Below are 14,452 nucleotides of genomic sequence, written 5' to 3'. Positions count from 1 at the left end.
TCATATAAAATTAGATTATTATGACAACAAAAATAGAAAGACGAGTTAAGATCAAATATAGAGTACGCAATAAGATTTCAGGTACTGCTGAACGTCCGCGTATGAGTGTATTTAGAAGTAACAAGCAAATTTATGTCCAGATTATCGATGATCTTTCTGGTAAGACACTGGCTGCTGCTTCTTCTTTAGGTATGGCTGAGAAAGTCGCAAAGAAAGAACAAGCTGCTAAAGTTGGTGAAATGATTGCTAAAAAGGCTCAGGAAGCAGGTATAACTACTGTTGTTTTCGACCGTAATGGTTACTTGTATCATGGGAGAGTAAAAGAAGTAGCTGATGCTGCTCGTAACGGTGGACTTAAATTTTAATCATTATGGCAGGAGTTAATAATAGAGTTAAGGTTACTAACGATATAGAACTGAAGGATAGATTGGTTGCTATTAATCGTGTTACTAAAGTTACCAAAGGTGGTAGAACTTTTAGTTTCTCTGCAATCGTTGTTGTAGGTAACGAAGAAGGTATTATCGGTTGGGGACTTGGTAAAGCAGGTGAAGTAACAGCTGCTATCGCTAAAGGCGTAGAATCAGCTAAAAAGAACCTGGTGAAAGTACCTGTTTTAAAAGGTACTGTTCCTCATGAACAATCAGCTAAATTTGGTGGTGCTGAAGTATTCATCAAACCTGCATCTCACGGAACCGGTGTAGTAGCTGGTGGTGCTATGCGTGCTGTATTGGAAAGTGTTGGTATTACTGACGTTTTGGCAAAATCTAAAGGTTCTTCAAATCCGCACAACCTTGTTAAAGCTACAATTGAAGCTTTGAGTGAGATGCGTGATGCAAGAATGATTGCTCAGAACAGAGGTATTAGTGTTGAAAAAGTATTTAGAGGATAAGGAGGAGATATGTCAACTATAAAGATTAAACAAGTTAAAAGTAGAATTGGTGCTCCAGCTGATCAGAAAAGAACTCTTGATGCACTGGGACTTCGCAAACTGAACCGCGTGGTTGAACACGAAAGCACTCCTTCAATTCTTGGAATGGTAGATAAAGTAAAACACTTGGTTGCCATTGTTAAGTAATTATTTGTTGAATAAAAAAACGAATTACAATATGAACTTAAGTAATTTAAAACCTGCAGAAGGATCTACTAAGACAAGAAAGAGAATAGGACGTGGTGCCGGTTCTGGCTTGGGTGGTACTTCTACAAGAGGTCATAAAGGAGCTAAATCAAGATCTGGATACTCTAAGAAAGTTGGCTTTGAAGGTGGTCAGATGCCTCTTCAACGTCGAGTACCTAAATTTGGTTTTAAGAATATCAATCGTGTAGAATATAAGGCTATCAACTTGGATACAATTCAGACGCTTGCAGACGCTAAGAATCTGACAAAAGTTGGTATTAGCGACTTTATTGAAGCAGGATTTATTTCTTCAAATCAATTGGTTAAAGTATTGGGTAACGGAGCTCTGACTAACAAGCTGGAAGTAGAAGCTAACGCATTCTCTAAGAGTGCTGCTGCTGCTATTGAAGCTGCTGGTGGAACTGTAGTAAAACTCTGATTCAATGAGAAAAGCTATTGAAACATTAAAGAATATATGGAAGATTGAGGATCTGAGACAGCGGATCCTCATCACCATATTGTTTGTGGCAATTTACCGTTTCGGATCATATGTCGTATTACCGGGTATTAATCCGGCAATGTTGGCAAAATTGCACGAACAAACAAGTGAAGGCCTTTTAGCCTTGTTAAATATGTTCTCTGGAGGAGCATTTTCTAATGCCTCTATTTTTGCATTAGGAATCATGCCTTATATCTCTGCATCTATCGTTATTCAGCTATTGGGAATCGCTGTGCCGTATTTCCAGAAGTTGCAGCGCGAAGGTGAGAGCGGCAGAAGAAAAATGAATCAATATACTCGTTATCTGACGATTGCTATATTGTTAGTTCAGGCCCCTTCTTATTTGCTCAATCTTAAAATGCAGGCTGGCCCTTCCTTAAATGCTTCATTAGATTGGACTCTGTTTATGGTTACCTCTACCATTATTTTGGCAGCAGGTAGTATGTTTATTTTGTGGCTTGGTGAAAGAATAACTGATAAAGGTATTGGTAACGGTATTTCATTTATCATCCTGATCGGTATTATCGCTCGTTTCCCTGATGCTTTGATACAAGAAGTTGTATCCAGAGTAGCAAATAAGAGTGGTGGTCTGATTATGTTTATAATTGAAGTCGTATTCTTATTGTTAGTAATTGGTGCTGCAATCCTGTTGGTACAAGGTACAAGAAAGATTCCTGTACAGTATGCTAAAAGAATTGTAGGTAATAAACAATATGGTGGTGCAAGACAGTATATTCCTTTGAAGGTGAATGCTGCTGGTGTAATGCCTATTATCTTTGCTCAGGCAATCATGTTTATTCCAATTACATTTATCGGTTTTTCCAATAATGTAAATAACGCAGGCGGTTTCTTGCATGCGTTTACAGATCATACAAGTTTCTGGTATAATTTTGTTTTTGCGGTAATGATTATATTATTTACGTATTTCTATACTGCAATTACAATCAATCCGACTCAGATGGCTGAGGATATGAAGAGAAATAATGGTTTCATCCCTGGTATCAAACCGGGAAAGAAAACAGCGGAGTATATCGACGATATCATGTCTCGTATTACTTTACCGGGTTCTTTCTTCTTGGCATTGGTTGCTATTATGCCTGCTTTTGCTGGTATATTTGGGGTTCAAGCTGGATTTGCTCAATTCTTCGGCGGTACATCTTTGTTAATTCTTGTAGGTGTTGTTCTTGATACACTGCAACAGGTTGAAAGTCATTTGTTGATGAGACATTATGATGGTCTGTTGAAATCAGGTCGTATTAAGGGACGCGCTGGTGTAGCGGCATATTAATTCTTTAGAATAGAAATGATATTTCTTAAGACAGAAGATGAAATAGAATTGCTCCGTCAGAGTAACCTGCTTGTCGGTAGAACTCTAGCTGAGGTTGCTAAAGTGGTGAAACCTGGTGTAACTACACGTGAGTTGGACAAAGTTGCTGAAGAATTCATTAGAGATAATGGGGCAACTCCAACTTTTAAAGGATTCCCGAATCAATATGGAGACCCGTTTCCTGCATCCATTTGTACTTCTGTAAATGAGCAGGTAGTACATGGTATCCCGGGGGATGTTGTTCTGAAAGACGGTGATATTGTATCTGTGGATTGCGGAACTTATATGAATGGTTTTTGTGGAGATTCTGCTTATACTTTTTGTGTAGGAGAGGTAGACGAAGAAATTCGTAACTTGTTGAAGGTAACTAAAGAAGCGTTATATATCGGTATTCAGAATGCAGTACACGGAAAAAGAATCGGAGATATCGGATATGCTATTCAGCAATATTGTGAGTCTCATTCTTATGGTGTAGTGCGTGAGTTTGTCGGTCACGGCATCGGTAAGGAAATGCATGAAGATCCCCAGGTACCTAATTATGGTAAGCGAGGATATGGTCCTTTGATGAAAAGAGGTCTTTGCATTGCAATTGAGCCGATGATAACGTTGGGAGACAGACAAGTGATTATGGAAGGTGACGGATGGACTGTGAGGACCAGAGATCGTAAATGTGCTGCGCACTTTGAACATACGGTAGCTGTTGGAGCTGGTGAGGCTGATATTTTGTCTTCATTCAAATTCATAGAAGAAGTTTTAGGAGATAAAGCAATATAATATGGCAAAGCAATCTGCAATAGAACAAGATGGAGTTATAGTTGAAGCATTGTCTAATGCAATGTTTCGTGTTGAATTAGAAAACGGACATGAGATTACTGCACATATTTCAGGTAAGATGCGTATGCATTACATCAAGATCTTGCCGGGAGATAAAGTGAGAGTCGAAATGTCTCCTTACGACTTATCGAAAGGAAGAATTGTGTTTAGATATAAATAAAATTAAGATATGAAAGTAAGAGCATCATTAAAGAAACGCACGCCAGAATGTAAGATCGTTAGACGTAATGGCCGTTTGTATGTTATTAACAAGAAAAATCCTAAGTATAAACAACGTCAAGGATAATTTGTTATTTTTGCAAAAAAAATAATTTAGTATATGGCTATAAGAATAGTTGGTGTAGATTTACCTCAGAATAAGAGAGGTGAAATTGCGTTGACCTATGTATATGGAATAGGTCGCAGTAGTTCAGCAAAAATTTTAGATAAAGCTGGTGTAGATAAAGATCTGAAGGTTAAAGACTGGACAGATGATCAAGCTGCTAAGATTCGTGAGATTATCGGTGCAGAGTATAAAGTAGAAGGTGATCTTCGTTCTGAAATCCAATTGAACATTAAGCGATTAATGGATATTGGTTGTTACCGTGGTGTACGTCATCGTATTGGTCTGCCGGTTAGAGGTCAGAGCACTAAGAACAATGCACGTACTCGTAAGGGTAGAAAGAAAACCGTTGCTAATAAGAAAAAAGCTACTAAATAATAATTGTTGATATGGCAAAAAAAACAGTTGCAGCTAAGAAGAGAAATGTGAAAGTAGACGCTAATGGACAGTTACACGTTCATTCATCTTTCAACAATATTATTGTTTCTCTTGCAAACAGTGAAGGGCAGATTATCTCTTGGTCATCTGCAGGAAAGATGGGATTTAGAGGTTCAAAAAAGAATACTCCTTATGCAGCTCAGATGGCTGCCCAGGATTGTGCAAAAATTGCATTTGATCTTGGCCTGAGAAAGGTAAAAGCATATGTGAAGGGTCCAGGTAACGGACGTGAGTCTGCTATTAGAACTATCCACGGAGCTGGTATTGAGGTTACAGAGATCATCGACGTAACTCCGCTTCCACATAATGGTTGTCGTCCTCCGAAAAGACGTAGAGTTTAATTTACCTTTAACTTAAAATGATCTTGATTTTGTTTTTGGATTGCAATAATTTCTTCTCTGCAATCGCGGCTGCAACAAATTGAGTTCATGAATAAACAATTAAATATTTAAAAGAAATGGCTAGATATACTGGACCAAAATCAAGAATAGCCCGTAAATTCGGTGAAGGCATCTTTGGAGCTGATAAAGTTTTGTCAAAGAAGAACTATCCTCCCGGACAACACGGAAATTCAAGAAAAAGAAAAACTTCTGAATATGGTGTGCAACTTCGTGAAAAGCAGAAAGCGAAATACACTTATGGAGTTTTAGAAAAACAATTCCGCAATTTGTTTGAAAAAGCCGCTACCGCTAAAGGTATTACCGGTGAGGTGCTTCTTCAATTGCTGGAAGGCCGTCTTGACAACGTAGTATTCCGTTTGGGTATTGCTCCTACACGTGCTGCTGCTCGTCAGTTGGTTAGTCACAAGCATATTACTGTAGATGGTGAAGTGGTAAACATTCCTTCATTCGCAGTAAAACCAGGACAATTGATTGGTGTTCGTGAAAGATCTAAATCTTTGGAAGTAATTGCTAACTCTCTTGCAGGTTTCAATCACAGCAAATACGCTTGGTTGGAGTGGGATGAAACTTCTAAGGTTGGTAAAATGTTGCATATACCTGAAAGAGCAGACATTCCTGAGAACATTAAAGAACATTTGATCGTTGAATTGTATTCTAAATAATAATTAATTTCATGGCGATATTAGCATTTCAAAAACCTGATAAAGTATTAATGTTGGAGGCGGACTCCAGATTCGGTAAATTCGAATTTCGTCCGTTGGAACCGGGGTTTGGTATTACCGTAGGTAATGCATTACGCCGTATCCTGCTCTCTTCATTAGAGGGTTTTGCTATCACTACCATCAGAATAGATGGTGTGGAGCATGAATTTTCTAGTGTACCTGGAGTAAAAGAGGATGTTACCAACATTATCTTGAATCTGAAACAAGTGAGATTCAAGCAAGTAGTTGAAGAATTCGAGAGCGAAAAAGTGAGCATCACTGTCGAGAATTCAAGTGAATTTAAAGCAGGTGACATAGGTAAGTATTTGACTGGATTTGAAGTGTTAAATCCGGAATTAGTTATTTGTCATTTAGATTCTAAGGCAACTATGCAGATTGATATTACTATTAACAAGGGTCGTGGATATGTTCCTGCTGATGAAAATCGCGAATATTGCACGGATGTTAATGTAATTCCAATCGACTCTATTTATACACCGATACGTAATGTCAAGTATGCTGTAGAAAACTTCCGTGTAGAACAGAAGACTGACTACGAAAAGCTAGTGCTTGAGATTAGTACCGACGGTTCTATACACCCGAAGGAAGCGCTGAAAGAAGCTGCAAAAATTCTGATCTACCACTTCATGTTGTTCTCTGACGAGAAGATCACGCTTGAAAGTAACGATACTGATGGCAATGAAGAGTTTGACGAAGAAGTATTGCATATGCGTCAGCTGTTGAAGACTAAGCTTGTTGATATGGACTTGTCAGTTCGTGCCCTCAACTGTTTGAAGGCTGCTGATGTAGAAACTCTCGGCGACTTGGTACAATTCAACAAAACTGACCTGTTGAAGTTCAGAAACTTCGGAAAGAAATCGCTTACCGAGCTTGATGATTTGCTGGAAAGTCTGAATCTATCGTTTGGAACCGACATTTCTAAATATAAATTAGATAAAGAATAAAAAATGAGACATAATAAAAAATTCAATCATTTAGGTCGTACTGCTTCTCACAGAAGCGCTATGTTATCTAACATGGCTTGCTCCTTGATCAAGCACAAAAGAATCACTACGACTGTGGCAAAGGCTAAAGCTTTGAAGAAGTTTGTTGAGCCTTTGATTACAAAGTCTAAAGAAGATACTACGAATTCTCGTCGTGTTGTATTTAGCAACCTGCAAGATAAGATTGCAGTAACAGAATTGTTCAAAGAAATCTCGGTTAAGATTGCTGACCGTCCGGGTGGTTATACTCGTATCATCAAGACTGGTAACCGTTTAGGTGACAATGCAGAAATGTGTTTCATTGAGTTGGTTGACTACAATGAAAACATGGCTAAAGAAAAAGTTGCTAAGAAAGCTACTCGTACTCGTCGTTCTAAGAAGAGTGCTGAAGCTGCTGCTCCTGCTGCTGTTGAAGCTCCTGCAACTGAAGAACCAAAAGCTGAATCAGCTGAATAATTTTACAGTTATTCTTATACATATAAAAAAGGCTACTCATACGGGTAGCCTTTTTTGTATCCTTATATTTTAGTTATCCTAAGATACATTAAAAGATTTACCGAATGAACTTTTCATAAGAATTATCTGTTATATTTGCAGGAGAATATGGCAAAATTTGTAAAGGTAATATTGTTTCTGTTGCTGGCAGTTGCCCTTCATGGGGTCGCAGGCAATGTTTTCACTGAAAAACAGGTGGAACAACCAGAGCATGCTGTTACATATTCTATGAGACCGCAAGGGCAGATCAATGCTCCTGAATCTCCTTATCTTCCTGTGGCTGAATTAACCAATTTGCAAAGCCATCAGATATCGGTGACGCGTATCCAACGTGTACAAATCGGTGAATACTTCACTTCTCTGAGAAATGTGCTGCAATGTTGTGCAGATCGTGATAACTCACTGTCACAGCATTGGGGAAGGATTTATAATACTACAACTTCCTATTATTGCCAGCCTGCAAGTGAATACTATGTATTTACTTTAAGGCATATTATTATTTAGACGTTTATTTATTGGTATTATTTTCCAGATTGCTGGCGTTAATTATATAGTGCCGGTCAGTCTTTATTATCTTCATATTTTTACTAATAATTTAAACTTCAATATTATGGCAACTCAAGCTATTGATGCTACTATATTTGCATCTTCACATCCCGATATCGCTAAACGTACGAGTATCTCCGGTCTTTTAATTTCTTGTGTAATGTTACTGATTGGTATTTTATCTTTTGCTTCTACTTTTGAACTGGAAGATAAATCGTCTACTGTCAGTATGGCTCTGATGGTCTTTGGGACAGGATTGTTCCTTTTAGGTATTTTCCGGCTTTTTTGGAAGTCAAAGGAAGTAGTCTATGTACCGACAGGAAGCATTGCGAAGGAACGTAGTATTTTCTTTGATCTGAAGCATATGGACAAGCTGACTGATCTTGTTAATTCCGGTTCATTTTCTGCGGATTCAAAGATTAAGAGTGAGGCAAGTGGTAATATACGTATGGACGTGATACTATCTGCTGATAATAAATTTGCAGCTGTACAGCTATTCCAGTTTGTACCTTATACATATCAGCCGGTGACTGCTGTGCATTATTTTACCAATGATGCAGCTGCAGCTGTTGCTGCGTTTCTGACTAAAAGTCAATTGAATTAAAGGTGCTTAATGTCAAATGGTATTCATGTTGATGGCGGACTGTCATCCATCAGAAGACCATTTCTAAGATCGTGAAGTGCGGGAATGCAGGGATAAATGGATAATGGATTGATAATTACTGAATATCGCACTTCCATGTCTTAATAGCTTAGATACAAGCAGGCTTTAAGGAATAACTGACATATGGGGATTAACCGTCGATGACGGCAATCCCCATTTTTTTCATTAAGAAGCACGCATTCATGTTCTGTGCGACTCCGCTTCTCATCTGGTATGAGAATGTCAGTTCGTTGTTGGTAATGTCCGCTTCGAAACAATAATTCCGGATATTTTGTGGAAAAGCATCTATTAGTGTGCCTAACAGCAAGTCATGAGTAGCGATAATGCCATTGGCGTCCATGCTCATAAATTGTTTGATCAAGGCAAAAGAACCTTTCTGTTTGTCCATCGAGTTAGTTCCTTTCAGGATTTCATCAAGGATGATAAATAAATCTTCTCCGGCTTTGAGCTTATCAATGATTAGTTTTAGTCGTTTGAGTTCGGCAAAGAAGTAAGATTCGTTGTCGGTGAGTGAATCACTTGTCCGGAGGCTGGTGACAAGATGAGCGGGAAATATTTCCATTTTCGAAGCCCATACAGGAGCACCAATGCAAGCTAAGAGATAGTTAACACCTACGGTGCGCAGGTAAGTACTTTTTCCTGCCATGTTGGCGCCGGTAATAATGATAAAGAACGGGCGTTTCTCCATATCGATTCCATTGCGGACACATTTATTGCGATCCATGAGCGGATGCCCTAAGGCTTCGGCTTGCAGGTGGAAAGACTGAGAAGTTATTTGAGGATAGATGTAATCCGGATGGTTGTATGAGAATGTTGCAAGAGAACAATAAGCATCGATTGCTCCGATAGCTTCAATCCAGCGGGGGAGGTCTGCGGAGTGTGCTTCTTTCCATTTCTCGATTTGCATGACCTGGCGGAGTTCCCAAAATAAGAGGCCGTTTAAGATGGTGCTCATTAGCAGGTTGCCTCGTTGGTCAAGTGCATTCATGAGTTTAGCCAGGCGGTGTACGGACTGGGAAGCTGTTTGATTTTGGCTTGTAAGTTCGGCTTTCAGTTGTTGCAGTGCAGGGCTGTGCATCTCTTTTTTCTCGGTGATGAGAATCTGGTCGGCGTAAGTAGACAGAATTTGTAGTTTTTCGCCATACGTCGCTTGTATTTTGGTTATTCCTTTTGAGAAGATAAAACTGAATACGACAAAGCACGCAAATACTATCCCACTGATGCTTGCAGGGAGAAATCCCAGAATCGTTGCGCCAATACACAGGAGGTTGATAATACCTACTGCTGTCGGGAGGATACGGAGGAAAGCGTGTTTCCGATAGTCGCTCGGACTGTTTACCCATTCTTTAATTTCAGAGGTGTCGGATGGCTTGCCTTTATAAAGTAATCCGAGCAGGCGGAATTGTTGCCGAAACTCAAGTTCTGAGGATAGTTCCCGAATCGCTTCCTGACGTTGTTCGATAGCTTCCTTTTCTTCCAGATGCGCATTGAACCAGTTGGCAAGACGCTGTTTGCCAATGGGGGTTGAAGTACGGTTGATATACTGGAATAGCGAGTGCTCGCCAAATATGTCCAAGTCGAAAGTATAGAGGTGAGACGGATCGATGTATTCCTTTCCGTTGTCGAAGTCGGAAAAGTCATATTGCAGTGCTCGTAGTTCCTGCTGATTGATTTCTATTTTCTTTTTGAGATAATCTTTCCGGTAAAACCATCGGTTGTGGCTTTGCACCAGCCAAATGAAAGCGATGATGGGAAGTACGGTAAGTACGATGAGTTTTAACCATCCATCGGACCAAAAAATAACGGCGGAGGCTACTGCTTCTACGAATAAGATCAGTCTCAGAAGGCTGATATAGCGAATGCGTTTCCGCGCTTTTTGTAGTTGTTGTTCTGTTTCCTGAATGATCTGTTGATAGGTTGCTATAATATTTTCTTGTTTTTCCATACGATTATATTGCTTTTCGGACAAAGGTAATATAATTCGTAAAAGGCTGAATGGGAGCGTGTTTTTGTAAAGAGCAGATTTACTCTTTATTAACGGTCATTCAGTAATCGGTGATGAAGTAAGTTGTGATGGTTTAGAGCAAAGTTACATAGGAAATAAACACACTTTGTTATTGTCACTTGTCACCTTTGTGTGATAAGTGTCTTATAATTAGTTAAGTAATGGTGATAATAGCCGGTGATAATAGATTTTTTTCTGCTTTCTATTATCACCTGTTTTTAATAGATAATACGATTAATTTGCTGATTATCAGTGGTGAGTGTACTGTTTTAAAGCCTTTGCCTATTTATGTTAAAAACTCCCTTTTAGGCATGGGTGTACGTTGTTTATGCCATATATTACTTCCTGTATGCCGCCTATATTAAGACAAAGCTCGGCAACCTTAACCTGCAAACAAGGTTTGGCTAATATATTTTGTCCGTTTCATATTTTCGTTTCACGTCCGTGATCTGTTCGGATCACGTATGTGAGCTCAATAGTTTACGTACGTGGACTGTTGGGAGCATGTACGTGAAACGATTTATTGTTACTGACGGAATATATTAATCATGCCTGCATGATAGCATAATGAATCGTTCATTTGCTGTTGTTCCTAGGTACTTATCTTTCCTTTGCCCGGATAAACATTGTCACAAACTTAAACGGATATGAATGGAGCCTGTTTCCATGTAAATTGTCACAACTTATTCTTTATGATTACTTATGTATGCTACATCAGTATGGGGCACAGTATAAGTCATAATATCGGTCATAACAAGTATTAATACCTGATTCCTCAATCATTAATAGTTGATATGGGGCTGACTAAAAAGCCGGTAGTATCTCAAATGGGAGTGACTAAAAAGTCGATTCTATCTCGAATCTCCTCCTTCCGGAAGGAGGAGTACCCGTAGGGGGAGGTGGTAGGTGAATACATAACTCTTTCATTTACAGTAAAATATGAATATACATCATTTTACCTACCACCCCGGCTTTCAGCCACCCCTCCTTCCCGAAGGGAGGGGAATTGGAGATACTACCGACTTTTTAGTCAACCCTGACGACTCAGGTATTAACGCCTGATATACCACATAAAACACCTGATATTCCGAATGAAAAAAGCCAAGATAAGATTATGAAAAGAACCATAAACCGTATCTCATGAATAAACAAACTTCGGGTGCGATTGACTTGCTTCCGGGATAATTGCGTGTAAGAGGTGCTGTGCCAAGAAGGCGAAAGGGGCTTCCTGACTTCTTTTTTCAACATTTCTTTTTCCATTCTTGCATTTATGCGCTAAAATTTATAACTTTCCACTCGAAAAGGCGTTGAATGAAGAAAGGAGGATAGCTTATGAAGAAAGGATGTATTTTGTGGTTGCTGATAAGCGTGATTAGCCTTCCGTTAGTTGCGCAGAATATCATTTATTCAAACTTGAAAGAGTTGATGGCTCAAGATGGCGATACCCTTGCGGTATTGAGAGTGGAGAAGCGTTCCAGAAGCCAGATTCTATTGACAGGAGGGGCTGACTACCGGATAACGGCAGGCAACGATGAATCTATGTGCCGCCAGTTGAAGAAGCGTTGTTTTGCAGTGCGCACTGCTAAAGGAGATTTGTTTATCAACTGCCGTAAGTTGCGATATAAAAAGATGCGTTTCGGGGCGTGGTATGCTCCGGCTGTTCAGTTGGGCAAAAATATTTATTTCTGTGCGATGCCATTAGGGTCGGTAATCGGCGGGACATTTGCAGAAGAAGATGATGTGAAACTGGGCGGAAATGTGGGAGATGCTCTTGCTGCTTCAAGTCTGGTTACTAAACGAGTCTGCTATGAGCTGAACGGTGAGACCGGAAAGATTGATTTTGTAGGAAAAGAAAAGATGGCGCAACTGCTGGAAAAACATCCGGACTGGAAGAAAGCCTACCTTACAAAAGACAGTCAGGAAGCGAAGCATACCTTCAAGTATCTGCAAATGCTGTGTGGTGAGCAGCAGAAAGAATAAATAATACCTTTCTGATAATAAATCTACCAAAACCTTTGTCTTTTCTCTTCTTTTTTTCTATATTGCGAAGAGTTATAGAACTGTATTGCTTACAGTTTGTAATCCTTAATTCTGCTTATTATGAAGATAACTCTTGGCAACACGTTACCTCCCTACCCAGCTTTCATAGAAGGTATCCGGAGGGCCCCCGACCGTAGTTATACGCTTACGCCGGCGCAGACAGCTACGGCATTGAAGAATGCATTGCGCTATATCCCCTTGGAATTGCATGAGCAACTGGCACCTGAATTTATGGAAGAATTGCGTACCCGTGGACGAATTTACGGATACCGCTTCCGCCCCGCAGGCGACCTGAAAGCAAGGGCGATTGATGAATATCGTGGCAAATGTGTGGAAGGCAAAGCCTTTCAAGTAATGATTGACAACAATCTCTGTTTTGATATCGCGTTGTATCCCTATGAACTTGTAACTTATGGTGAAACCGGCCAAGTTTGTCAGAACTGGATGCAATACCTCCTGATCAAGCAATATCTCGAAGAACTTACTCCTGAGCAAACACTGGTCATTGAGTCCGGACATCCGTTGGGACTGTTTCGTTCCCGTCCCGATGCTCCCCGCGTTATTATTACTAACTCTATGATGATAGGCCAGTTCGACAATCAGCACGACTGGCACATTGCCGCACAAATGGGAGTTGCCAACTATGGGCAGATGACGGCGGGCGGCTGGATGTATATTGGTCCGCAGGGTATTGTTCATGGCACTTTCAATACATTACTCAATGCCGGACGATTGAAACTCGGCATTCCGCAGGACAAAGATTTGCGTGGTCACCTCTTCGTATCTTCCGGTTTGGGAGGAATGAGCGGGGCGCAGCCCAAGGCAGCCGAAATAGCCGGAGCAGCCTCTATTATAGCCGAAGTCGATAGTTCCCGTATCGAAACACGTTATCGGCAGGGATGGGTAGGCCATGTCACACAAGACTTGTCGGAGGCTTTCCGTCTGGCAAAAGAAGCGATGGAACGTCGGGAACCTTGCTCGATAGCCTATCATGGTAACGTCGTCGATTTGCTGGAATATGCGGAACGCGAGCAGATTCATATTGAACTTTTGTCCGATCAGACCTCTTGTCATGCCGTTTACGAAGGAGGCTACTGTCCCGCAGGCTTGACTTTTGAAGAGCGCACCCGCCTTCTTCATGAATCTCCTGATCAGTTCCGTCGTCTGGCAGACGCTTCCTTGCGTCGCCATTTTGAGGTAATCCGGAAACTAGTGGCACGCGGCACTTACTTCTTCGATTATGGCAACTCCTTTATGAAAGCCGTTTATGATGCCGGAGTGAAAGAGATTTCCCGCAATGGCGTTGATGAGAAAGACGGATTTATATGGCCGAGTTATGTAGAAGATATCATGGGACCCCAACTCTTTGATTATGGCTATGGCCCCTTCCGATGGGTATGTCTGAGCGGTAAGCACGAAGATCTGATAAAAACGGATCGTGCCGCAATGGAGTGCATTGATGTCAATCGGCGGGGGCAGGATCTGGATAATTATAATTGGATACGCGATGCCGAAAAGAACCGGCTGGTAGTAGGTACTCAGGCACGTATTCTCTATCAGGATGCCGTAGGAAGAATGAATATCGCCCTCCGTTTCAATGAAATGGTACGGCGGGGAGAAGTAGGACCGATCATGTTGGGCCGCGATCATCATGATGTGAGTGGAACCGATTCGCCTTTCCGTGAGACATCGAATATCAAAGACGGAAGTAATGTCATGGCTGATATGGCTGTGCAGTGTTTCGCCGGAAACTGTGCGCGTGGCATGAGCCTGGTAGCCCTGCATAATGGCGGTGGAGTCGGTATCGGAAAAGCGATTAATGGCGGCTTCGGCATGGTATGTGACGGCAGCGAACGGGTAGACGAGATACTTCGCTCGGCTATGCTTTGGGATGTGATGGGCGGAGTGGCCCGCCGTTCGTGGGCTCGCAATCCGCATGCAATGGAGACTAGCGGCGCTTTTAATGAATCACATTCGGAAGGGTATCATATAACGATGCCTTATCTGGCTGATGACGAGCTGATTAAAAAGACAATAAAAGAAGCATTGTAATAGAAAGTAA

At 40.8% G+C, this 14,452-nt stretch carries 18 protein-coding genes; 17 read left to right on the top strand and 1 reads right to left on the bottom strand.

Annotation, left to right across the window (positions count from 1 at the left end):
- Positions 1 to 20: 20 nt before the first annotated feature.
- From rplR to ACHLI0_RS11100, 15 genes are all read left to right on the top strand, one after another.
- Positions 21 to 365: a 50S ribosomal protein L18 gene (gene rplR, locus ACHLI0_RS11170; protein ID WP_008765430.1), complete on the top strand. Its 345-nt coding sequence runs from the start codon at positions 21 to 23 to the stop codon at positions 363 to 365.
- 5 nt (positions 366 to 370) lie between these two features.
- The gene (gene rpsE, locus ACHLI0_RS11165; RefSeq protein ID WP_008762045.1) at positions 371 to 889 is read left to right on the top strand and encodes a 30S ribosomal protein S5; all 519 of its coding nucleotides are present in this window, start codon (positions 371 to 373) and stop codon (positions 887 to 889) included.
- A 9-nt stretch (positions 890 to 898) separates the two neighbouring features.
- Positions 899 to 1,075, top strand: coding sequence for a 50S ribosomal protein L30 (gene rpmD / locus ACHLI0_RS11160; protein ID WP_004296332.1), 177 nt, complete (start codon positions 899 to 901; stop codon positions 1,073 to 1,075).
- A gap of 31 nt (positions 1,076 to 1,106) precedes the next feature.
- The gene (gene rplO / locus ACHLI0_RS11155; protein ID WP_008762046.1) at positions 1,107 to 1,553 is read left to right on the top strand and encodes a 50S ribosomal protein L15; all 447 of its coding nucleotides are present in this window, start codon (positions 1,107 to 1,109) and stop codon (positions 1,551 to 1,553) included.
- A 4-nt stretch (positions 1,554 to 1,557) separates the two neighbouring features.
- Entirely contained in the window at positions 1,558 to 2,901 is a 1,344-nt protein-coding gene (gene secY / locus ACHLI0_RS11150; RefSeq protein WP_008762047.1) for a preprotein translocase subunit SecY, read from the top strand.
- A gap of 15 nt (positions 2,902 to 2,916) precedes the next feature.
- Positions 2,917 to 3,714 carry a type I methionyl aminopeptidase gene (gene map / locus ACHLI0_RS11145; RefSeq protein ID WP_055221657.1) on the top strand — a complete coding sequence of 266 codons (798 nt, stop codon included), beginning with the start codon at positions 2,917 to 2,919 and terminating at the stop codon, positions 3,712 to 3,714.
- Position 3,715: 1 nt separating this feature from the next.
- The gene (gene infA, locus ACHLI0_RS11140) at positions 3,716 to 3,934 is read left to right on the top strand and encodes a translation initiation factor IF-1 (protein ID WP_002558052.1); all 219 of its coding nucleotides are present in this window, start codon (positions 3,716 to 3,718) and stop codon (positions 3,932 to 3,934) included.
- Between the two features lie 9 nt (positions 3,935 to 3,943).
- Entirely contained in the window at positions 3,944 to 4,060 is a 117-nt protein-coding gene (gene ykgO, locus ACHLI0_RS11135; RefSeq protein ID WP_002558051.1) for a type B 50S ribosomal protein L36, read from the top strand.
- A 33-nt stretch (positions 4,061 to 4,093) separates the two neighbouring features.
- Entirely contained in the window at positions 4,094 to 4,474 is a 381-nt protein-coding gene (rpsM, locus tag ACHLI0_RS11130; protein WP_004296328.1) for a 30S ribosomal protein S13, read from the top strand.
- Positions 4,475 to 4,485: 11 nt separating this feature from the next.
- Positions 4,486 to 4,875: a 30S ribosomal protein S11 gene (rpsK, locus tag ACHLI0_RS11125; RefSeq protein ID WP_004296327.1), complete on the top strand. Its 390-nt coding sequence runs from the start codon at positions 4,486 to 4,488 to the stop codon at positions 4,873 to 4,875.
- 116 nt (positions 4,876 to 4,991) lie between these two features.
- Positions 4,992 to 5,597, top strand: coding sequence for a 30S ribosomal protein S4 (gene rpsD, locus ACHLI0_RS11120; RefSeq protein WP_008762050.1), 606 nt, complete (start codon positions 4,992 to 4,994; stop codon positions 5,595 to 5,597).
- 11 nt (positions 5,598 to 5,608) lie between these two features.
- Positions 5,609 to 6,601, top strand: a complete 993-nt coding sequence (locus tag ACHLI0_RS11115) for a DNA-directed RNA polymerase subunit alpha (RefSeq protein ID WP_008762051.1) — start codon at positions 5,609 to 5,611, stop codon at positions 6,599 to 6,601.
- A 3-nt stretch (positions 6,602 to 6,604) separates the two neighbouring features.
- Positions 6,605 to 7,096 carry a 50S ribosomal protein L17 gene (rplQ, locus tag ACHLI0_RS11110; RefSeq protein WP_008762052.1) on the top strand — a complete coding sequence of 164 codons (492 nt, stop codon included), beginning with the start codon at positions 6,605 to 6,607 and terminating at the stop codon, positions 7,094 to 7,096.
- Positions 7,097 to 7,243: 147 nt separating this feature from the next.
- Positions 7,244 to 7,639, top strand: a complete 396-nt coding sequence (locus ACHLI0_RS11105; RefSeq protein WP_490749181.1) for a hypothetical protein — start codon at positions 7,244 to 7,246, stop codon at positions 7,637 to 7,639.
- 106 nt (positions 7,640 to 7,745) lie between these two features.
- Positions 7,746 to 8,285, top strand: a complete 540-nt coding sequence (locus tag ACHLI0_RS11100) for a DUF8460 domain-containing protein (RefSeq protein ID WP_008765432.1) — start codon at positions 7,746 to 7,748, stop codon at positions 8,283 to 8,285.
- Between the two features lie 190 nt (positions 8,286 to 8,475).
- On the opposite strand, the gene ACHLI0_RS11095 is transcribed toward ACHLI0_RS11100, so the two are convergent.
- Positions 8,476 to 10,290 (bottom strand): MutS family DNA mismatch repair protein, encoded by a 1,815-nt coding sequence (locus tag ACHLI0_RS11095; protein ID WP_490749180.1) that lies wholly within the window; start codon positions 10,288 to 10,290, stop codon positions 8,476 to 8,478.
- Between the two features lie 1,392 nt (positions 10,291 to 11,682).
- Here ACHLI0_RS11095 and ACHLI0_RS11090 point away from each other — a divergent pair.
- Positions 11,683 to 12,330, top strand: coding sequence for a DUF6563 family protein (locus ACHLI0_RS11090; protein WP_055221662.1), 648 nt, complete (start codon positions 11,683 to 11,685; stop codon positions 12,328 to 12,330).
- A 120-nt stretch (positions 12,331 to 12,450) separates the two neighbouring features.
- Entirely contained in the window at positions 12,451 to 14,442 is a 1,992-nt protein-coding gene (gene hutU, locus ACHLI0_RS11085; RefSeq protein WP_490749178.1) for a urocanate hydratase, read from the top strand.
- The last annotated feature ends 10 nt before the right edge of the window (positions 14,443 to 14,452 follow it).

The organism is Bacteroides sp. RCH18 (assembly GCF_058231005.1).
This window is presented reverse-complemented; position numbering and strand designations above follow the sequence as displayed.